The following is a 20,335-nucleotide window of genomic DNA, read 5'->3' on the forward strand; positions in this document are numbered from 1 at the left end:
TTGAGTCATTACTTTGCAAAAAATGAATTTGGAATAGATGATTCTGAATTACTTCAAGCTATTTTGTATCATCAACAGGAATCAGATTGTGAAAGTAAGATTTGCCACTCTGTAAAAGCTGCATATCAAACGCTCTACAAAGAAGAAGCAAAATAATTACTAGATAATAATCTCAAACTTAACTTGCTTTTCTACATATGATAATTGGGCGAGGCAAGTAAAGCTTTATGCATTTAATTACAAATTTTATATGAAAGGTGAAATAGATAAGTTATGGATGATAAAGATGTACTTTTAAAAATTTTTGATTATGCAAAAACAAATCCTCATAAAGTTGCTTTAGTAGATGAATTTTTACAATTAACTTATAAGGAGTTGGTAGATACAATTGAAGAGGTTTCTAAAATCATACGTGATCAAAATTTGAAGGGGAAAATCGCTGCTTTGCAAATTCCTCGAAGCGTTTATTTTCCTATTTTAGTTTTTGCATTAACAAAAGAGAAGATTACGTTTATTCCTCAAGATATTACTCAACCAAAAGCAAGATTAGAGGAAATGATTCAGTTAGCAGGAGTACAAGTTGTAATTTCACTTGAGGAAGGAAAATATATATTTAATGAAGTTAATCCTACTAGTAAGAGCTCATCAGATGCATGGTCAATATATTTTACTTCAGGATCAACAGGAACACCTAAAGCTGTTGAAATTCCTAAAGAAAATGTTGAGAACACAGTTATATGGCAAAAAGAAGAATATGAACTAACAGATAAAGATAAGGCTGCGGCATTCATACCTTATTCGTTTGTTGTTAGCTATATGGATTTTTTTCTGTACTTTATGTAGGGGGAACATTATATATATTAAGTGAATATTTGAGGCATGACTTAGCTTCATTAGAAGAGTATTTGAATAGGAATGAAATCACATTCATGAATGCAACAACTGTCATTGGAGATATTATTATCCGTTCAATGAATATTCCAAGCTTACGTTTATTAACGCTAGCAGGTCAGCGATTTCCTGATATAGATTTGAGTCATTTATCATACAAAGTCATTAATGTTTATGGAAATACAGAATGTGGTGCTGCTTCTATCTGTAAAATAGATTCAAAAACTAAAAAAGTAACCATTGGAAAACCTGTGAAAAACATGGATGTGTTAATTTTAGGAAATGATTTTCAGGCATTGCCTAAAGGAGAAATTGGCGAGTTGTTTGTTTATGGTATACAGGTTTCTAGAGGATATTTTATGAATACTAAAGCTACAAAAGAAGCTTTCGTAAATATCAATTATTTAGGAAAAAATCTAAGGGGATATAGAACAGGAGATTTTGCTCGCATTTTACCTGATGGAGATATTGAATATCTAGGTAGACGTGATCGACAGTATAAGATTAATGGTGTTCGTATAGATTTATCAGAAATTGAACGTGCTTTTTATAAATTAGTACCAACAACAAAACAATTATATGTAGTTGTTTACAATGAACAACTTTGCTGCTGGTTTATTAACGATGAAAAGTTAGAGGAAGAGAAGCTTCTTCAAGGTATAGCAAATTTATTGCCGTCAATTATGATTCCGTCACGCATTAAGCAAGTAACTGAATTTCCTATAAATGAAAATGGTAAAATTGATGAAAAGAAGTTATTTAGGGCCTTAAAAGAAGAAAACGAAGGCAATAAAGAAGTAAAATTGTCAGCAACAATTCAAAGTGAAAGTATTCAATATTTAAAAAAGGCCTGGAGTAAAATTTTAAATATTGATGTAAAACAGATTAATACAAATAGTGATTTTAAAAAATTGGGGGCAACGTCGCTTCAAATTATGGAATTAGGTGTAAAGTTACTGCAGGATTTAGGAAAAAAATTAAACTTTGTTGATTTGCATTACCACACAAAACTATATGACATGGCAGAATTTATTGATGGAAATAATAATTTTAGGCCAATTTATACATTTGTTAAACGTACTGCTAAGATGAAAAGTATACCAGCTCTTTTTGTGATTCATTCAGGAAATACGGGAAGCGATGTTTATAGGCCGCTGTTCAATAATATAAAAGATCCCAAATTTCCGATTTATGTTATCGAGCCTCATAATTTATTAACAACTGGTGATCGAATTCATGGTATCGAGAACATTGCAGCTTACTACATAGAACTTATTGAGAATTTTACGACTGAAATAGATATGCCAAGTTTTAATTTAATGGGTTGGAGCTACGGTGGTGTAATTGCTAACGAAATCTGTCATCAACTTGAAAGTAATGTAGGAAAAAACGGGTTGATAAGTTAATAATATTAGATTCCCATTTTTATCTAGATCAATCTGATTTAGATCGAGTTCGTGAACGCGAAGCAAATGGATACTATAGAAAATATTTTGAGGAAACACATATCTTTGAGGGAATGGATAAAAAAAATATAACCACTGAACACTTGATTGAGAATAACCATCAGGTATTTCTAGATATATTTAATTATAAAGTTAATAAAACCTATACGCCTACAACTTATATAAGAAGTATGATTGAAGAGAAACCACTAAGTGATGATAAAATTCACTCTGTTTTTGATAATGTTATCATTAAAAATGTTTATGCTGGACACGATTATCTCTTTGTAGATGATAATGCACGACAATTCATCCAGAAAGAGCTTGATTTACTTCCAATGGAGCCAGTTCTAGAATGAAAAAAAGTTATTTATAATTTTGAAGATGAGAGGCTTTATGAACCGGTATTATTCTTTGTTCGTAGAGCTGCACCTTTCCGCTATGCTTATGCAATGAAGTATAAACAAAAAAAAGATCGATATAATGCTTTAATGGCTTATGTATTACTTTGTATGGCTTCTGATCGTCCTATTGGTGAATTATCGCTTGGAGCAAATGGTAAGCCATACTTTGATAAATATTTTGGGCAAAAATATCTTTCTATTTCACATACTGATAATATGGTGGCTGCAGCTATTTCGGATCAAAATATAGGTATTGATATTGAGCAATATAATAAAGTTAATTATGAAATTATATCAATGGTATGCTCGAAGAAAGAAAAATATCAGATGAAAGAAAACTCTAAACTTTCCACGTTTTTTTGGACGGCAAAAGAGTCACTAAGTAAATTATTGAATGAGGATTGGTATTCTTCTTCTATGACTGATTTATTATATGAAGGTCATGATATTGTTGATTGTAATAATCTAGCTGTTCATTTTGAACATTTTATTTTTTCAAAGAATGTTTTATGTATTGCTAGTAAAAGTTCAGAGGTTAGTTTAATAGAGCAGGCTAATTCAACAAGAGTTTTAAAGTTTATAACCAAATGCAATGCAGTTTTATAATAAACTTATTTACATTATTCTCCTTTTATGCTATCATTAAAAAAAAGTACAAAACTTTTTGGTAAAAAAAGGGGTTTTTTGTAATGAGCTATTGTACTATATTATCTAAAGGCGATAAAATAAAATTGCTAAGAAAAAAATATAAATTACGGCAAGAAGATATTGCAGGTAATGACATAACTAGAAATCTAATTAGCGAAATAGAGACTAATAAAGCAAACTTGACTAGGAGTACTGCAGAAGCGATACTAAAGAACTTACAAAAGCTAGGAACTAAAAATCATTTTGAAATTGAAGAAACTGTAGATTATTTGCTAGAAGATGAAACTATACAAGCTTCAAGGGTGCTTGATGATTACGTAGGCAAGTTGAAAACATTTATGGTATATAGAGATGGTGATTTTACTGCTACTCTTAAAGAGGTTGAGGAATTTTTAGTAAAGTGGAGTATAACTGATAAAAAGATAATTATATATGAGTTAGCTGGAGATTATTTTGGTACTCAAAATGAAATTGATAAAAGTATAATATACTACGAAAAGGCTCTGACTTTAGTCGGAAAGCTTTCGCTAAGTCCAATGCTACTTAGTATTTTAAAAAATTATCAAAAGTATATGGTTGTTCAGGTAAGTATAATGAAAGTATAGAATGTTGTGATTTTGCGTTAAATCATTTTGAAAACTTATCTCAGCATGATACTATATATTTTGTATACAACCGTGCCTACGTATTTTTTATGCTAAAAAATTATGAGAGAGCGCTAGCAGACATTGAGATGATAGAAAATTTGCTAGATGCAAATGATATGCGAACATATTTTACAGTTTTGGATACTAAGGCAGTATGCTTGCATGAATTAAAGAAACATAATGAAGCTATAAAATTATATAATAGGCTTTTAGAAATGCTTGATGATAAGCAGATAGACAAAAGGATAGTTATTCGTATAAATATAGCAGAAGTATATATAGAATTATCAAATGTGGATAGAGCTAATTATTTATTGGATGAGGTAAAAAAAGAATTGCCTTTTATAAATAATGGTAGTGGATATGAAGCTAATATTTATTATGAAATTGGTAAGATATACAGAGGATTTAATGATAAGACAAAATCATCTGAATATTATTCGAAAGCATTAAAAATAGCGAAGAAACAAAATGATTATGTTTTAGTTAACAATATACTTTATGAGCTAATGGATGGTGAGGACAGCATTGAAAAAGTGGATAATATAAAAAATGAGGCATTTATAATTTCTGCAAAACAAGAGAAGTTAGCTGATAAACTTGTTCATAAACTTATAGGCTTTTATGCTAATAATAATAGTATTTCTAAACTTAAAGAAATAAATGATTTTGCTTTGCAATTTGTTTAAAAGGAGTGTATATTAAATGGAACTTAAAAAATCTTATAAAATGTTATTAGTTTTTTCTATGCTATTGCTATTTGCAGTTGTTGCTGCTGACACAAGTTTAGTTAAATCTATTGCGGGAATAGGTGGAGGTTTTCTTGATAAAAGCGTGCAGATAGTCACTGGAATAGGTGGAGGTTTTCTTTAAAATCTAGTTATATGATGGCTCTATGCTATAGTTAATAGAACTCTTCGGAGAGTGGATTGTAAATTTAAAGCAGTCTGCTCTTTTTTTTATTTTTGCTATAATTTAAAAAAGTTATTTTATCAGCAAGAGAATAAAGCTTTATTTGATAATATCCATCTGATAATGCAAATAAATTAATATGATATTTTGTGAATAAAGTACTCTTAGCCTTAATATATATATATTGTTAATATTAAGGTACAGGAGGAAAGATTTTGGAAGACTTTAATATATATAAGGATATTGCGGAAAGAACTCAGGGTGATATATATGTAGGTGTAGTAGGACCTGTAAGAACTGGTAAATCAACCTTTATAAAGAGGTTTATGGACCTTATGGTTCTTCCCAATATAGACAATCCTCATAAGAGAGAAAGAGCGAAGGATGAGCTTCCTCAAAGTGCTTCTGGTAAAACAATTCATACGACAGAACCTAAATTTGTACCTAATGAGGCTGTAGATATAAGTTTAGATGAGGGGATAAAATTTAAGGTAAGAATGGTCGATTGCGTTGGGTACATTGTCAAAAATGCACTTGGGTATTCTGAAGGAGAAAAGCCTAAAATGGTTAATACTCCATGGTTTGATCACGAAATACCTTTTGAAGAAGCAGCAGAAATAGGAACTAAAAAGGTAATTGATGAACATTCTACGATAGGACTTGTGGTAACCACGGATGGTTCTATTACTGACATACCAAGGGAAGATTATGTAGAAGCAGAAGAAAGGGTAATAGAAGAACTTAAGTCTATAAATAAGCCATTTATTTTGCTACTTAATTCTGCACATACGGATGCCCCAGAAACACTCGAGTTAAAGACTGAACTTGAAGAGAAATATGACGTTCCAGTTGAAGTTATAAATGTACTTAATATGGAAACAAATGATATAACTAAGGTATTTACAAAAGTTTTGAAGGAGTTTCCTATAAAGGAAATAAACATAGATATGCCAGAATGGATTGAAAAGCTTGATTCAAAGCATTGGCTTAAGGAAAACTTTATGAACTTTGTAAAAGACTTGAGTAAAAAGCTTAATAAGGTTAGGGATATTTCAAAAACTATTGATTCATATTCTAATGTTGACTATCTTGAAAAAGCGGAAATGGTTGAGATGAACATGGGTGAAGGTATGGGAAGAATAAATTTGGAACCTAAAAAAGACATGTTCTACAAAGTTTTAAGCGAAGAATGTGAATGTGATATTGATGGGGAAAATAAATTGTTATCTGCAATGAAGGAAATGCATACAGCTAAGATACAGTACGATAGGATAGCTGAGGCATTAAAAGATGTTAAAGAAAAAGGATATGGGCTTGTATCACCTCAACTTTCTGAAATGAAGCTTGAAGAACCACAGATAGTTAGAAATGGGAGCAGGTACGAAGTTAAGCTTAAAGCTAGTGCACCAAGTTTTCATTTTATACGAGCAGATATCGAAACAGAAGTATCACCTATAATGGGAAGCGAAAGAGAAAGTGAGGAAATGGTGAGATCACTTTTAGAGCAATTTGAGAATGATCCTTCTCAAATATGGGAAAGTAACATGTTTGGAAAATCAATAGAAGTACTTGTAAAAGAGGGACTTCAAAAGAAACTGTATAAAATGCCTGATGATGTTCAAGCAAAAATACAAAAGACACTTGAAAAAATAATAAATGAAGGAAATGGCGGACTGATTTGCATAATTCTGTAAAAGTATTACGAACTTAATCAATGCACAATTCACAGTTCACAATGCACAATGAAGGATGATTTATCTTCCTCTCGTCAGATAAATCTAAAATTATATAAAGAACTATTAATTCGTTTAGATGACTGAACAAATTAATAGTTCTTTATCTCAAATTGGCGTCAGCAATAAGTTTTAGATTTTCTGTAGTGGAACGAAAGAAAATCATCCTTCATTGTGAACTGTGCATTGTGAATTGATTTAGTCTGTATTATTTTTAAATTGTAAAATCCTATTATAAGATCTATTCTTCAACTTTAATTGGCTTCTTTAATATTCCTAGAAGTATTGCTGTAATTACAGCTCCAATTATAATTGATAGTAAATATAAAAGAGGGTTTCCTTTAACTATTGGAATTACAAATATTCCACCGTGAGGAGCTGGAAGAGCTATATTAAAAAACATAGTTAAAGCTCCAGTAACGGCTGAACCTATAACAGATGCGGGTATTATTCTAGTTGGATCACCAGCGGCAAATGGAATTGCACCTTCTGTTATAAAACAAGCACCCATTATATAACAAGTCAAACCAGATTTTCTTTCATCAGCGGTAAACCTATTTTTAAAGAATGTAGTTGCAAGTGCAATTCCAAGAGGAGGAACCATACCACCAGCCATAATAGCTGCATGTGGATAATAATTTCCGGAGCTTATCATTGCTATTCCAAAGGCAAAAGCAGCTTTGTTTATTGGACCGCCCATATCAATAGACATCATTCCGCCTAATATTAAACCTAAAACAAGTTTATTTGCAGTGCCCATTCCGGAAAGCCAATGCTGAAGCCCTAAATTTATTGATTTTACAGGTCCTACTATAGTTATAAACATTATTGCTCCAGTAATAAATATTCCAAGTAGTGGGTATATGAGCACAGGCTTTAATCCATCTATAGATTGTGGAAGCTTTGCAAATATTTTTTTTAGAAGAATTACAACATAACCACCAAGAAAACCAGCAATAAGCCCTCCTATAAAACCAGCATCGTTATTTGCAGCAATATATCCACCAACCATAGCTGGTGCAAATCCAGGTCTATCAGCAATACTCATACCGATGAAGCCTGCAAGTACTGGAATCATTAGTTTAAAAGCATTGTCTCCACCAATATCATGTAGTAATTTCGCAATATAATTATAACTTGGATCTTTTGGATCGTAAGCTTTAATTCCAAACATAAAGGATATAGCAATTAATATACCACCACCTACAATAAAAGGAAGCATATTTGAGATACCATTCATAAGGTGCTTATAAATACCTAAGCCGCCTCCAGAGGTTGATTTGGAAGAGTCATCATTAGTTCCTTCGTGCGTGTATACTGGAGCATCTCCAGATAAAACTTTATTTATAAGTTCTTCAGGTCTTTTTATACCGTCAACAACAGGTACTTGAAGTACTTTTTTACCATTAAATCTTGCCATTTCTACTTGTTTGTCGGCAGCAACAATTATTCCGGCTGCTTTTTCTATTTCATCAGCAGTTAATTTATTTTTTACACCAGTAGAACCGTTAGTTTCAACTTTTATATTAATACCCATTTCTTTAGCTTTATTTTTTAAAGAATCAGCTGACATATAAGTGTGTGCAATTCCAGTAGGACAAGCAGTAACTGCTAGTACAAAACCTTTTGAAGTTTCCTCTTCACATGATTTCTCTTCTGAAGCTTCTTCTAATTTTTCTTGCTCTTCATTATTAATTAGATTAAGTACATCATCTTCATTTTTTGCGCTAAGAAGGCTATTTTTAAAATCTGCATTCATAAGCATAGTTGATAATCTAGAGAGAGTTTCTAGGTGCTCATTATTGGCGCCTTCACTTGCGGCTATCATAAAGAATATGTTAGCGGGGCTTCCATCAAGGGAATCATAGTCTATACCTTCAGTTGAAAGACCAAATGCTAGTGCAGGAGTTTTTACGGCAGCAGTCTTGGCATGTGGAATTGCAATGCCATCACCTATTCCAGTAGAGAACTCAGATTCTCTTTTTAATATAGCTTTTTTATATTCTTCTTTGTCATTTAATTTCCCAGCAATATATAGCTTGTCTGTTAATTCATTTATTACTTCAGACTTTGTCTTTGACTTTAATTTTAAAATAATAGTATCTTTACTTAGAAGTTCCGTTATTTTCATTGTTCTCCTCCTATAAATTCTGTTACTGTTACTTGTGGTAAATAGTGTTCAACATCTTCTTTTGTGCATAAATCTTTTGAGAAAGCAGTAGCACTTCCAGAAGCAGCACCATATCTAAAAGCTTCTATAATATTTTTATTCTGAGAGTAGCTTGCAAGAAAGCCAGCTATTACAGAATCACCAGCACCAACCGAATTCTTAACAGTTCCTTTTGCAGGAGAAGCTTTATAAACAGCAGTTTCGTTGATTAGAAGAGCGCCTTTTTCAGCCATAGATATGATAACATTTCTCGCTCCCATATCAATTAGTTTTTTTGCATAAAATATAATTTCTTCTTCATTTTCTAGCTGTTTGTTAAATATTTCTCCTAGCTCATGATTATTTGGTTTTATCAAAAATGGTCTATTAGAAAGGGTAGAAACTAATGCATTACCAGTTGTGTCCACAATTACTTTTACGTTATTTGAAGTACACTTTTTCTGAAGAATAGAATATATATCTGCTGGAACTGATTTTTGAACATTTCCAGCTAAAACTAAATAGTCATCTGAAGTTAAATTTTCTATAATGACAAATAGTTTATTTAAATTTTCAGAAGTAATATTGGGACCAGAACCATTGATCTCAGTTTCCGTAGAGGATTTTAATTTAACATTTATTCTAGTGTCCTCCTTTACTTTTATAAAATTAGTTTTTATACCTTGCGTTTCTAATGAGTCTTCAATAAATTTTCCAGTGAAGCCTCCAATGAATCCTAAGGCTATACTTTTTACATTTAAATTGTTTAAAACTCTAGATACATTTATACCTTTTCCACCAGCAAATTTTTCATCATTTTTTACTCTGTTTACTGTACCAGCTTTGAAATCATCTACTTCTATAACATAGTCTATTGCTGGATTAAAAGTAACTGTGTATATCATTGAATCACAACCTTTACAAATATAATTTTTATATATGGTAAAAATAGTTTAACTATAAATTATATATAATATATCTTTAGCAACAGAAATATGATAATACAAAATCAATCAAAAAACAACGTATATGAGCATAAATGCACAAAAGTTTAATTAAATTTACAAAATAAATAAATATAAAATGCTAATTCACAAATATTTATTTAGAGAATATATTGAATAGAGATAAAGATAAATCACGCTGAAACTTCAAATTTATTTGTACAAAAATGTCATCTTCTGGGCATTATGCTACAAATGAATTTCAATAGTTGAAGCGGTTTTATCTATATAGATAAAAAGTAGGAGTAAGATATGAAAATAAATAATAGATTAGCGGGAATAGAAGAATATCATTTTAAGAAAATTGAAAACTTAAAAATAAGCTTATTAAAGAAGGAAAAGATATACTAGATTTAAGTATAGGGGATCCTGATATTTGTACAAATAAAAAAATAGTGGATGAATTTTTAAAATCCATTAATATAAATGGATTTAATAAATATCCACCATATGAAGGTATAAAAGAACTTAAAGAAAAAATCATTAAATATTATGATGAACGTTTTAATGTCAGTTTAAAAGAAGATGAGGTGCTAATTTTAATAGGTTCAAAAGAAGGAATAAATAATATAATACCTGCGGTTTGTAATATAGGAGATTCTATAATAGTGCCAAATCCTTGCTATCAGGTTTATGTTACTAGTCCTATATTGTGGGGGTTAATACTTATAAACTTCCAATTAGAGATGTAAATAATTATTTACCAGAATTAAATAAAATACCTGAAAGTATAGCTAAAAAAAGCAAAATGTTTATAATAAATTATCCTAATAATCCAACTGGAGCTGAAGCAAATGATGTCTTCTTTAAAGAAATCGTTAAGTTTTGCTCAGATAGAGGCATGATACTAGTAAATGACTCTGCTTATATTGAAATAGTAAGAGAAGGTAAAAGACCTATTAGTCTGCTTCAATTCGATAAAGAAAAAAAATCTGTAGAGATTGGTACATTTTCAAAAACTTTTAATATGACTGGTTTTAGAATAGGATATGCCGTTGGAAATCCAAAAGTGTTAAGAGAACTTTTAAAAGTAAAAAGTAATGTGGATTCTGGTCAATTTTTGCCTATACAATATGCGGCTACCAAGGCATTAGACATTATACAATCAGAAACTAAAAAAAATAGAAAAGTTTACGATGAGAGAAGAGAAAAAGCAAAAAATATACTTAAAATAAAAAATATTGAATACTATAATAGTGAGGCTACATTTTATATTTGGTGTAAGGTTCCTAAGGAATATACTACAACTGAATTTTATGAAAGACTTATCTTAAAATATGGAATTATAACTACGCCGGGATATAGTTTTGGAAATCTTGGAAATGGATATTTTAGACTGTCTTTAACAAAGGATTTGAAAGATATAGATAAATATTTAAATCAAATTGAGGAATTTTAAGATTAAAAATAAAAAAGTACTATTAACATGTAAAAAATGTGGTATAATTGAGTTTGTTATATATAAACTCTGAAATTTCCTTATTGTTTTAAAATATGACCTTACAATACGCTCTTACGAAAGGATGATTTACAATGTTAAAAAGTATGACTGGATTTGGAAGAGCTATTTATGATAATGGTAAGAGAAATTTTACCATAGAATTAAAAAGTGTTAATCATAGGTATCTTGATATTAATGTGAAATTACCAAGAAGTCTTATATCTTTAGAGGATAAAATAAGAAGAGAAGCACAGCAGAAGCTTAAAAGAGGAAAAGTGGATATTTTTTGTAACTCAAAATATTTATAATGACGATGATTATGATGTTAAATTAAATAAGAATTTAGCAGATAGCTATTATAATTGTTTGAGAAAAATAAAAGAAAGTTATGATGTAAAGGATGATATTTCTGTATCGCTTATTTCGAAATTTCCTGATGTTATATCTATAGAACAAAAAGAAGAAAATTTTGATGAAATCTGGAACGAAATTTTAATACCTCTTAAAGATGCACTTAATAAGCTTATAGACATGAGAGAAAAAGAAGGTGCAAAGCTTAAAGAGGATATAGAAAATAAATGTGATATAATAAGTGAAAATGTATGCTCTATAGAAGAAAAAGCCTCTTGTGTTGTGGAAGAATATAGAATGAAATTAGATGAAAGAATTAAAGAATTATTAGGTGGAAACAAGGAAATTGACGAATCCCGTATTTCAATGGAAGTTGCAATTTTTGCAGATAAAGCATGCATTGATGAGGAAATAGTAAGGCTTAAAAGTCATATAATTCAACTCAAGGATACCCTTCAAAAGGATGAACCAATAGGAAGAAAACTTGATTTTATAGTTCAAGAAATGAATAGGGAAGCAAATACAATAGCTTCAAAATCAAATAATATCAATATAGTACATTCTGTACTTGATATAAAAAATGATATAAGAAAAATAAGAGAACAAATACAGAATATTGAATAATATTAGGAGGATTAAGATGGGAATAAAATTAATAAATATAGGTTTTGGAAATATAGTGTCTGCAAATAGATTAATTGCAATAGTAAGTCCAGAATCTGCGCCTATAAAAAGAATAATACAGGAAGCTAGAGATAGGGGAATGCTTATAGATGCTACATATGGAAGAAGAACTAGAGCTGTTATAATAACAGACAGCGATCACGTTATATTGTCTGCTGTTCAGCCTGAAACAGTTGCTCATAGATTATCATCTAAGGATGAGGATATAGCCATAGACGAGGTTGATGAATAAATGAAAAAAGGTTTATTAATTGTAATATCTGGTCCTTCTGGTGCAGGTAAAGGTACCATATGCAAGGCTCTTTTAGAAAAGCAAGATTTGTGGATTTCAGTTTCTGCAACTACAAGGAAACCGAGAAAAGGTGAAGTAGAAGGAAAAAGTTATTTTTTTCTCGGCATAGAGGAGTTTAAAAATAGAATAGAGCATGATGGCTTTCTTGAATATGCAGAAGTTTATGGAAATTACTATGGTACACCTAAGGCAAGTGTGAATGAAAAGATAAATAATGGGGAAGATGTTATACTAGAAATAGATATACAAGGTGCGCTTAAGGTTAAGGAGAATTATTCAGAAGGTGTATTCATTTTTATACTTCCGCCTTCAATGGATGAGCTTAAAAAGAGAATAATAGGCAGAGGTAGTGAAACACCAGAGTCACTTATGAGAAGATTTAAATCAGCTTACAAGGAAATAAATTATGTATCAAAATATAATTATGCGGTTATAAATGATAAAGTAGATGTAGCTGTTAGTAAAATCCAAGGCATTATAGCTGCTGAAAAATGCAGAGTTGATAGAATAAAAGAAAACATAATAGATTCTAAGGAGGGTATTGTTCATGAACAATTCTATGATTAATCCATCAATTGTTGATTTGAAAGAAAGAGTAGGAGATAAATACTCACTGGTTGTTATAACTTCTAAAAGGGCTAGGCAGTTGATACAAGGAGAAAAACCACTTGTAAATGTAGACAGTAATAAGCCTCTTACAATAGCTATTAGTGAACTTAATCAAGGAAAAGTAAATTTTAAAGTGGTTCATGAGGGTATAAAATAAGATGGATTCTAAGAATATTGTTGTAGGTGTAACTGGAGGGGTAGCTGCATATAAAGCTTTAGATGTTATAAGTAGACTTAAAAAGAATGGCTTCAATGTTGATGTAATTATGACAAAATCTGCGGCAGAATTTGTAACCCCACTTAGTTTTCAAAGTTTAAGTGGTAATCCAGTAATAACAGATATGTTTGATGAGCCTAAGGCGTGGGAGATCCAGCATATATCTCTAGCTAAAAAAGCAGATTTACTAGTTGTGGTACCAGCAACGGCAAATATTATAGGAAAAGTTTCAAATGGAATAGCAGATGATATGCTTTCAACTACAATAATGGCAGCAGCTTTAAGATGTCCTGTTGTTTTTGCACCTGCTATGAACACGTATATGTATGAAAATCCTATAGTACAGGATAATATAAAAAAGCTAAAAGATTATGGATATAGTTTTATAGAACCTGAAAGTGGGAGACTTGCGTGTGGAGATACTGGCAAAGGTAAGCTTTGTGATACAGAAACAATTTCAGAAACAATAAGAAGTATCTTGTATGATATAAAAGATTTAAAAGGGAAAAAGGTAATGGTTACTGCAGGACCAACAATAGCACCGATAGATCCTGTAAGATACATAACAAATAGGTCAACTGGGAAAATGGGCTATGCTATAGCTGAAGAAGCAAGAGATAGAGGTGCAAAAGTCACTCTTATAAGTGGTGAAACAGGTATAAAAGCTCCTTTTGGCGTTAATGTTGTAAAAGTTTCTACTAATGAGGAAATGCTTAAGGCAGTTTTAGATAACTTCTCATGTAATGATATAGTTGTTAAAGCAGCAGCAGTATCAGATTATAAAGCTAAGAATTACAGCAGCAAAAAGATAAAGAAGTCTGAAGATAATTTGCTTATAGAGTTTGTGAAAGACAATGACATATTGAAAAAACTTGGTGAAATAAAAACAACTCAGATTTTAGTTGGATTCGCAGCAGAAAGTAATGATCTTATAGAAAATGCTATGTTAAAGCTTAAAAGAAAAAATTTGGATTACATAGTAGCTAATGACATTACAGCTTTTGATACAGGTTTTGGAAGCGATAATAATAAGGTTTTTATAATTTCCAAAGGAAAAAATATTTTGGAATTTGATAAAATGAGTAAAAAAAATGTTGCAAGAGAATTATTTAATTTGATTAATAAAAAGCGCTAAATGCGCTTTTTATTTGCTTAACTAATGTGACTTTGTTAGAAGTGTATCCAAGTTTAAGAGGATTCAATGTTCTCTTAAATCTTATTGATTTAAAGGGTGATACGGTGAATAATTATATTGGAGTAATAGTAGACAGCGAAGCAGTTTCACTTGATAGAATATTTACATATAAAATTCCAGAGATTTTAAAGGAAAATATTAAATTAGGTCAAATTGTTAAAGTGCCTTTTGGTATGGGAAATAAAAAGGTAAATGGCTTTGTTTTAGAATTTATCAGCGATGTGGATGAAAATATTAAGATAAAAGAAATAAGCAGTATTGTTACTAACTATTCCGTTATTACAAAAAAAACATAGAACTAATATTTAAAATGAAAAAAAGATATTTTTGCAGCTATATAGATTGTATTAAACTTATGATACCAACGGGAATAACAAAAGGAATAAAGCATAAAACTAATTATGTAATATGTATTAAAAATGAACTTATAGAAAAGCTAAAGAAGAGACCTTACATAGATATTTATGATGCTGTAAGAAAATATAATGGAGTGTATACTAAAAGTGAATTGAATCATAAATTTAATTTTTCGTTGTCATCTATAAACACAATGATAAAGCATGAAGTGCTAGAAGTTCTGGAAAAAGTGGTTTCAAGATGTGATAATAGGGTTTTTGATAAATACGAAGAAAAAGTATTGAATGAAAGGCAGCATGAGATTGTAAATTCAATCATAGATTCTAAATTAAAAAAATTTTTGATTCACGGTGTTACTGGAAGTGGTAAAACAGAAATATATATGTCGCTTGTAAAAAAGATGATAGAGGAAGGAAAAGAGTCTATTATACTTGTTCCAGAGATATCACTTACTCCTCAAATGGTAGAGAGATTTAAAGGTAGATTCGGAAGTGATGTTTCAGTTTTCCACAGTAAGCTTTCAGATGGAGAGAGATATGATGAATGGTTAAGAGTTAAAAGTGGTGAAGTTAAAGTGGCCGTTGGAGCAAGATCGGCTATATTTTTGCCATTTAGAAATTTAGGTATCATAGTAATTGATGAGGAACATGAAGGAAGTTATAAATCTGAAAGTGATCCTAAATACAGTGCAATAGAAATAGGTGAAATGAAAAGTGAAATTGAAAATTGCAAGCTTGTACTTGGCTCAGCAACTCCATCTATAGATACGTATTATAAATGTGAAAATAATCAATATACTTTACTTAATATAAGTGAAAGAGCTGACGGTGCTTCGATGCCAGAAATATCTGTAGTAGATATGCGAGATGAACTTAAGGAGAATAACAAGTCTATATTTAGTAGAGAACTTTATGCAGCTATTAAAGAAACCTTAGAAAAAAAAGAACAAATAATATTATTTTGAATAGAAGAGGCTTCTCAACCTTTGTATCATGTAGAAAGTGCGGTTTTGTATTTAAATGTAAAAACTGCGATGTGCCTATGACTTATCACAGCGATAAAAAATATCTTATATGCCATTATTGTGGCAGTACAGAGGAAATACCTAAAATATGTCCTAAATGCGGCAGTAAATATGTTAAGTATTTTGGTGTTGGTACTGAAAGAGTAGAAAGAGAAGTTAAAAAAATATTTAGTGCAGCAAGAGTTTTGAGAATGGATAAAGACACTACAGGTAAAAAAAATTCTTATGAACTTATATATAATTCTTTTAAAAATGGAGGAGCAGATATATTAATTGGCACTCAAATGATAGCAAAAGGATTTGATTTCAAAGAAGTCACACTTGTAGGAATTGTTGCTGCCGATCTTACTCTTAATATTCCAGATTATAGGGCGGCAGAAAGAACTTTTCAACTTATATCTCAGGTTAGTGGAAGAGCTGGAAGAGGTAGTAAAAAAGGTAAAGTTATAATTCAGACATATACCCCAGAAAGTTATGCAATACAATATTCTTCTAAAAATGATTATAAAAACTTTTATAAAACTGAGATAATGCTAAGAGAGGGTATGAATTATCCACCATTTTCTAAAATATGTATTGCTAATATGAGCTCAAAAAATGAAACTTTATTAATAAAATATACACAAATAATTGGCAGTTTTTTTAAAAATAAGTTTTCAGGCTGTGATAATATTGATATATTAGGACCATGTCCTTCACCTATTGGAAAAATCAATGAATTTTATAGATGGCAAATTTTGCTTAAGGGTGAAGTTACATACAATACAGCTGATTTTGTTAAAAAATCTATTTATGAAATATTAAAAAAAGATTATAATGTTATAAGGATATCAATCGATATAAATCCTTTAAGCTTATTATAAATTATTTGGAGGTAATAGTATGGCGATAAGAAATATAAGACAATATGGTGATGAACTACTCAGAAAGAAAAGTAGAAAAGTAGATAAAATAGATAAAAGAATCTTAACATTAATTGAGGATATGAAGGAAACCATGTATAGTGCCAATGGAGTTGGACTTGCTGCACCTCAAGTTGGAATACTTAAAAGAGTTGTAGTTATAGATGTAGGTGAGGGTCCTATTGCTTTTATAAATCCAGAAATATTAGAGACAAAAGGAAGATATGTTGATAGCGAAGGATGTTTAAGCATACCAGGTAAAGATGGAATGGTAGAAAGGCCAGAATATGTTAAAGCTAAAACTCTAAATGAAAAAGGAGAAGAAATAATAGTGGAAGGTACACAGCTTATGGCAAGAGCAATGTGTCATGAGTTTGATCATTTAGATGGTGTTTTATTTATAGATAAATTAATTGAAAGCGGTGAAGAATAATTGAATATAGTTTTTATGGGTACACCTGAATTTGCTGTGCCATCATTAAAAAAACTTATAGAAAATTATGATGTGAAAGCTGTTTTTACTCAACCAGATAGACCAAAGGGTAGAGGAAAAAATTAGCAATGTCTCCTGTAAAAGAAATTGCTTTAGAATGTAATATTCCTGTGTTTCAGCCTGTAAGTTTAAAAAAGGAGCCTGAATATGTTGAAAAGCTTAAAGAAATAAAACCAGATTTTATAGTAGTAGTGGCTTTTGGGCAGATTTTATCAGAGGAAGTTTTGAATATACCTAAATATGCATGTATAAATGTTCATGCATCACTTCTTCCTAAATATAGAGGATCTGCACCTATAATTTGGTCTATAGTAAATGGAGAAAAAAAATCTGGTGTCACTACTATGCTTATGGCTAAAGGAATTGATACGGGAGATATGCTTTTAAAGTGTGAAACTGATATTGATTTTGATATGACAGCAGGACAGCTTCATGATATTCTTTCAGAAAAAGGTGCACAGCTTCTTTTAAATACAATAGAAGACTTTAAAGATGGTAAAATTGCACCTCAAAAACAAAATGATGAGGAAGCTTCTTATATTTCAGTAATTTCAAAAGATTTAGGTGAAATTAATTGGAATAACGATGCTGTTAAAATTCATAATCTTATAAGAGGATTGAATCCATGGCCTTCAGCATATACTCATTATAAAGATAAAGTTATGAAAATACACAAGACAAAGGTAATTGATAGTGATTTTGAAGGCACACCGGGACTAATAACTGATGTAAGTAAAGATGGAATAAAGATAGAGACGACTAAAGGAAAACTTCTTGTAACGTCAATTCAATTTCCAGGTAAAAAAATAATGAGTGTTAAAGATTATATTGCAGGTAATACTATAGAAAAAGGTACTATTTTAAAATAAAGCCTAAAATAAAAATTAGATAAAGAGGTGTTTAGAATGTATTTCGATGCTACATATATTTTATTGATTCCAGCTATTTTGCTTTCTTTTTGGGCTCAATCAAAAATTAGTTCTGCGTTTAATCATTATTCACAGGTTAGAAGTATAAATGGTTATACAGGAGCAGATGCAGCACGGAAACTTTTAGATGCCAACGGTTTATATGATGTGCCTGTAGAAGTTGTACCAGGAAAACTTACTGATCATTATGATCCAGCAAATAGAGTAATGAGACTTTCAGAGGAAGTTTATTATGGAACTTCTGTGGCTTCAATTGGAGTGGCAGCGCATGAAACAGGTCATGCTTTTCAGCATAAGCAGCATTATGCTCCACTTGAAATAAGGAATGCCATAGTACCAGCTGTTAATTTGAGTTCTAGCGCATCATGGATATTGTTCTTTGTAGGAATCATATTTAGTATTCCATTCCTTGCAAGAATTGGTGTTGTTCTTTTTGCAGCAGTTGTTGTATTTCATCTCATAACTTTACCAGTTGAATTTGATGCATCAAGTAGGGCTCTAAAACTTCTTGAAAGTAGAGGAATACTTTATGGTGATGAGGTAAAAGGGGCTAAAAAAAGTACTTAGTGCAGCGGCGATGACGTATGTAGCAGCAGCATTAATGGCAGTTTCACAATTACTTAGACTTATAATTATAAGTAGAGACAGAGATTAAAGAAAAGGAATAAAAATATGGTAAATGCGAGAAAAGTTGTTATAGATGTTTTAAATGAAGTGTTTTTCAATAATTCATATTCAAATATAAGTCTTAATAAAACTTTAAAAAGTTCGGGCTTAAGCCAAAGCGACAAGGGACTTGTAACAGAAATAGTGTATGGAACTATAAAATATAAATATACAATTGATGTCATCCTTAAAAGGTTTATAACGGTTAAGTTTAGTAAGCTGGATAAAATTATATTAAATATACTTAGAAGTTCTGTATATCAGATAAAGTATCTTGACAGAATACCTGATTTTGCAGTTGTAAATGAAGGCGTTGAACTTGCAAAAAAATATTCATCTCTTAAGTCTTCTAAGTTTGTAAATGGTGTTCTTAGAAACTATCTAAGAAGGTTAGATGAGGATTTTTGCAATTCCAAAGATAAAATTAAGGTTCTTGCATTTAAATACTCCTTTGAACCGTGGATGGTTAACTTTTTCATAAAGCAATATGGTGCTGAAAATATTGACAGTATACTAGGTGGATTAAATTCTACGCCTAATGTTACAGTTAGAGTAAATTCACTCAAAGTAACTTACGATGAAATGTTTCATAAGTTGCAGGAGTTAGGTTACGATATTGAAGAGGGATATATATGTCCTGAGGCTATAAAAATAAAAAGAGGCAGCAGTATAGAGAATAATCCACTATTTTTGGAAGGAGATTTTACTGTTCAAGATGAGAGTGCAATGCTTACAGTTCCATGTATGGAAATTGATAAGGACATGTATGTTATGGATTTATGCAGTGCACCGGGTGGTAAAACAACTCATATAAGTGAAATTTCAAACAATACTGGAGTTGTATATGCTTTTGATGTACATAAAAATAAATTAAGATTTATAGAACAGAATGCTAAAAGACTTGGCATTACAAATATAAACTGTGATGTAATGAACGCTGAGGTGTATAACGAAAAATTTAGGGGAAAAGCTGATAGAATATTAGTTGATGTTCCATGTTCTGGTCTCGGTATCATAAAGAAAAAGCCCGAAATAAAGTGGAATAAAAGTATTAATGATTTAAAAGAATTGTGTGGAATTCAAGAAAAAATACTTCAGAATGCTTCTAAATATTTGAAAAAATGTGGGGTCATACTTTATTCAACTTGTACTCTTAATAAGGATGAAAATGAAAATAATATAAAAAGATTTATAGCTAGTCATAATAATTTTAAAATAGAGGAGATATTTTTTGGAGATGCTCCAAATATAAGGTATGGTGAATACGGTGTTACAATACTTCCAAATGAACACATGGATGGTTTTTTTATGTGCAAATTAAGGAAATTGTGGTAGGTGAATG

The 20,335-nt window shown here is 30.6% G+C and carries 18 protein-coding genes and 6 pseudogenes; 22 read left to right on the forward strand and 2 right to left on the reverse strand.

From position 1 onward, the window contains the following. The 9 genes and pseudogenes from AGR56_RS19950 to spoIVA all read left to right on the forward strand — a co-directional run bounded on the left by AGR56_RS19950 (window position 1) and on the right by spoIVA (window position 6,641). Window positions 1-156: a hypothetical protein gene (locus AGR56_RS19950; protein WP_157055632.1), complete on the forward strand. Its 156-nt coding sequence runs from the start codon at window positions 1-3 to the stop codon at window positions 154-156. Window positions 157-273: 117 nt separating this feature from the next. Then, window positions 274-579: pseudogene (locus AGR56_RS23155) on the forward strand (AMP-binding protein); the annotation flags it as partial. Beyond that, window positions 556-2,297: pseudogene (locus AGR56_RS21060) on the forward strand (AMP-binding protein). The pseudogenes AGR56_RS23155 and AGR56_RS21060, both read left to right, overlap by 24 nt. A 143-nt stretch (window positions 2,298-2,440) precedes the next feature. Next, window positions 2,441-2,695 carry a hypothetical protein gene (locus AGR56_RS20610; RefSeq protein ID WP_198149888.1) on the forward strand — a complete coding sequence of 85 codons (255 nt, stop codon included), beginning with the start codon at window positions 2,441-2,443 and terminating at the stop codon, window positions 2,693-2,695. Between the two features lie 93 nt (window positions 2,696-2,788). Continuing rightward, window positions 2,789-3,346, forward strand: a complete 558-nt coding sequence (locus AGR56_RS01090; RefSeq protein ID WP_053240801.1) for a 4'-phosphopantetheinyl transferase superfamily protein — start codon at window positions 2,789-2,791, stop codon at window positions 3,344-3,346. An 83-nt stretch (window positions 3,347-3,429) separates the two neighbouring features. Next, window positions 3,430-3,993 (forward strand): helix-turn-helix transcriptional regulator, encoded by a 564-nt coding sequence (locus AGR56_RS19255; RefSeq protein ID WP_084756824.1) that lies wholly within the window; start codon window positions 3,430-3,432, stop codon window positions 3,991-3,993. Window positions 3,994-4,121: 128 nt separating this feature from the next. Next, on the forward strand, window positions 4,122-4,724 hold the full coding sequence (locus tag AGR56_RS19260; RefSeq protein ID WP_198149890.1) for a hypothetical protein: 603 nt from the start codon (window positions 4,122-4,124) through the stop codon (window positions 4,722-4,724). Window positions 4,725-4,740: 16 nt separating this feature from the next. Beyond that, window positions 4,741-4,908: a hypothetical protein gene (locus tag AGR56_RS19955; RefSeq protein ID WP_157055633.1), complete on the forward strand. Its 168-nt coding sequence runs from the start codon at window positions 4,741-4,743 to the stop codon at window positions 4,906-4,908. Window positions 4,909-5,162: 254 nt separating this feature from the next. Further along, window positions 5,163-6,641 carry a stage IV sporulation protein A gene (spoIVA, locus tag AGR56_RS01100; protein WP_053240802.1) on the forward strand — a complete coding sequence of 493 codons (1,479 nt, stop codon included), beginning with the start codon at window positions 5,163-5,165 and terminating at the stop codon, window positions 6,639-6,641. 280 nt (window positions 6,642-6,921) lie between these two features. Here the strand turns inward: spoIVA and AGR56_RS01105 are convergent, their stop codons facing one another. Then, entirely contained in the window at window positions 6,922-8,811 is a 1,890-nt protein-coding gene (locus AGR56_RS01105; RefSeq protein WP_053240803.1) for a fructose-specific PTS transporter subunit EIIC, read from the reverse strand. Continuing rightward, entirely contained in the window at window positions 8,808-9,734 is a 927-nt protein-coding gene (gene pfkB / locus AGR56_RS01110; RefSeq protein ID WP_053240804.1) for a 1-phosphofructokinase, read from the reverse strand. Before pfkB ends, AGR56_RS01105 begins: the two co-directional genes overlap by 4 nt. 494 nt (window positions 9,735-10,228) lie before the next feature. Here pfkB and AGR56_RS22520 point away from each other — a divergent pair, with 494 nt between their 5' ends. The 13 genes and pseudogenes from AGR56_RS22520 (at window position 10,229) to rsmB (ending at window position 20,328) form a co-directional block, all read left to right on the forward strand. Beyond that, entirely contained in the window at window positions 10,229-10,525 is a 297-nt protein-coding gene (locus tag AGR56_RS22520) for an aminotransferase class I/II-fold pyridoxal phosphate-dependent enzyme (RefSeq protein WP_278279552.1), read from the forward strand. After that, window positions 10,486-11,232, forward strand: coding sequence for an aminotransferase class I/II-fold pyridoxal phosphate-dependent enzyme (locus AGR56_RS01115; RefSeq protein ID WP_278279553.1), 747 nt, complete (start codon window positions 10,486-10,488; stop codon window positions 11,230-11,232). Before AGR56_RS22520 ends, AGR56_RS01115 begins: the two co-directional genes overlap by 40 nt. Before the next feature lie 134 nt (window positions 11,233-11,366). After that, window positions 11,367-12,249 (forward strand): annotated as a pseudogene (locus AGR56_RS01120) (YicC/YloC family endoribonuclease). Window positions 12,250-12,265: 16 nt separating this feature from the next. Further along, window positions 12,266-12,541 carry a DUF370 domain-containing protein gene (locus tag AGR56_RS01125; protein ID WP_053240805.1) on the forward strand — a complete coding sequence of 92 codons (276 nt, stop codon included), beginning with the start codon at window positions 12,266-12,268 and terminating at the stop codon, window positions 12,539-12,541. After that, window positions 12,542-13,168 carry a guanylate kinase gene (gene gmk, locus AGR56_RS01130; protein WP_053240806.1) on the forward strand — a complete coding sequence of 209 codons (627 nt, stop codon included), beginning with the start codon at window positions 12,542-12,544 and terminating at the stop codon, window positions 13,166-13,168. Next, window positions 13,149-13,367, forward strand: a complete 219-nt coding sequence (rpoZ, locus tag AGR56_RS01135; protein ID WP_053240807.1) for a DNA-directed RNA polymerase subunit omega — start codon at window positions 13,149-13,151, stop codon at window positions 13,365-13,367. Before gmk ends, rpoZ begins: the two co-directional genes overlap by 20 nt. 1 nt (window position 13,368) lies before the next feature. Beyond that, entirely contained in the window at window positions 13,369-14,562 is a 1,194-nt protein-coding gene (coaBC, locus tag AGR56_RS01140) for a bifunctional phosphopantothenoylcysteine decarboxylase/phosphopantothenate--cysteine ligase CoaBC (protein WP_053240808.1), read from the forward strand. Between the two features lie 26 nt (window positions 14,563-14,588). Beyond that, window positions 14,589-14,918, forward strand: a complete 330-nt coding sequence (locus AGR56_RS21070) for a hypothetical protein (RefSeq protein ID WP_242851235.1) — start codon at window positions 14,589-14,591, stop codon at window positions 14,916-14,918. 254 nt (window positions 14,919-15,172) lie between these two features. Next, window positions 15,173-16,866, forward strand: a pseudogene (gene priA / locus AGR56_RS01145) (primosomal protein N'). Between the two features lie 19 nt (window positions 16,867-16,885). After that, entirely contained in the window at window positions 16,886-17,338 is a 453-nt protein-coding gene (gene def / locus AGR56_RS01150; protein ID WP_053240809.1) for a peptide deformylase, read from the forward strand. A gap of 15 nt (window positions 17,339-17,353) precedes the next feature. Continuing rightward, window positions 17,354-18,267: pseudogene (gene fmt, locus AGR56_RS01155) on the forward strand (methionyl-tRNA formyltransferase). Window positions 18,268-18,303: 36 nt separating this feature from the next. Then, window positions 18,304-18,982 (forward strand): annotated as a pseudogene (locus tag AGR56_RS01160) (zinc metallopeptidase). Between the two features lie 17 nt (window positions 18,983-18,999). Continuing rightward, the gene (rsmB, locus tag AGR56_RS01165; RefSeq protein ID WP_053240810.1) at window positions 19,000-20,328 is read left to right on the forward strand and encodes a 16S rRNA (cytosine(967)-C(5))-methyltransferase RsmB; all 1,329 of its coding nucleotides are present in this window, start codon (window positions 19,000-19,002) and stop codon (window positions 20,326-20,328) included. Window positions 20,329-20,335 lie beyond the last annotated feature (7 nt).

The organism is Clostridium sp. DMHC 10, assembly GCF_001270375.1.
GTDB lineage: Bacteria > Bacillota > Clostridia > Clostridiales > Clostridiaceae > Clostridium_S > Clostridium_S guangxiense.

Coding starts and splice junctions, on each gene's coding strand:
- rpoZ (WP_053240807.1), top strand. CDS start 13,149: ATGAACAATTCTATGATTAATCCATCAATTGTTGATTTGAAAGAAAGA.
- coaBC (WP_053240808.1), top strand. CDS start 13,369: ATGGATTCTAAGAATATTGTTGTAGGTGTAACTGGAGGGGTAGCTGCA.
- pfkB (WP_053240804.1), bottom strand. CDS start 9,734: ATGATATACACAGTTACTTTTAATCCAGCAATAGACTATGTTATAGAA.
- AGR56_RS19260 (WP_198149890.1), top strand. CDS start 4,122: ATGATAGAAAATTTGCTAGATGCAAATGATATGCGAACATATTTTACA.
- rsmB (WP_053240810.1), top strand. CDS start 19,000: ATGGTAAATGCGAGAAAAGTTGTTATAGATGTTTTAAATGAAGTGTTT.
- AGR56_RS01105 (WP_053240803.1), bottom strand. CDS start 8,811: ATGAAAATAACGGAACTTCTAAGTAAAGATACTATTATTTTAAAATTA.
- gmk (WP_053240806.1), top strand. CDS start 12,542: ATGAAAAAAGGTTTATTAATTGTAATATCTGGTCCTTCTGGTGCAGGT.
- AGR56_RS01125 (WP_053240805.1), top strand. CDS start 12,266: ATGGGAATAAAATTAATAAATATAGGTTTTGGAAATATAGTGTCTGCA.
- AGR56_RS01090 (WP_053240801.1), top strand. CDS start 2,789: ATGAAGTATAAACAAAAAAAAGATCGATATAATGCTTTAATGGCTTAT.
- AGR56_RS19255 (WP_084756824.1), top strand. CDS start 3,430: ATGAGCTATTGTACTATATTATCTAAAGGCGATAAAATAAAATTGCTA.
- AGR56_RS19955 (WP_157055633.1), top strand. CDS start 4,741: ATGGAACTTAAAAAATCTTATAAAATGTTATTAGTTTTTTCTATGCTA.
- def (WP_053240809.1), top strand. CDS start 16,886: ATGGCGATAAGAAATATAAGACAATATGGTGATGAACTACTCAGAAAG.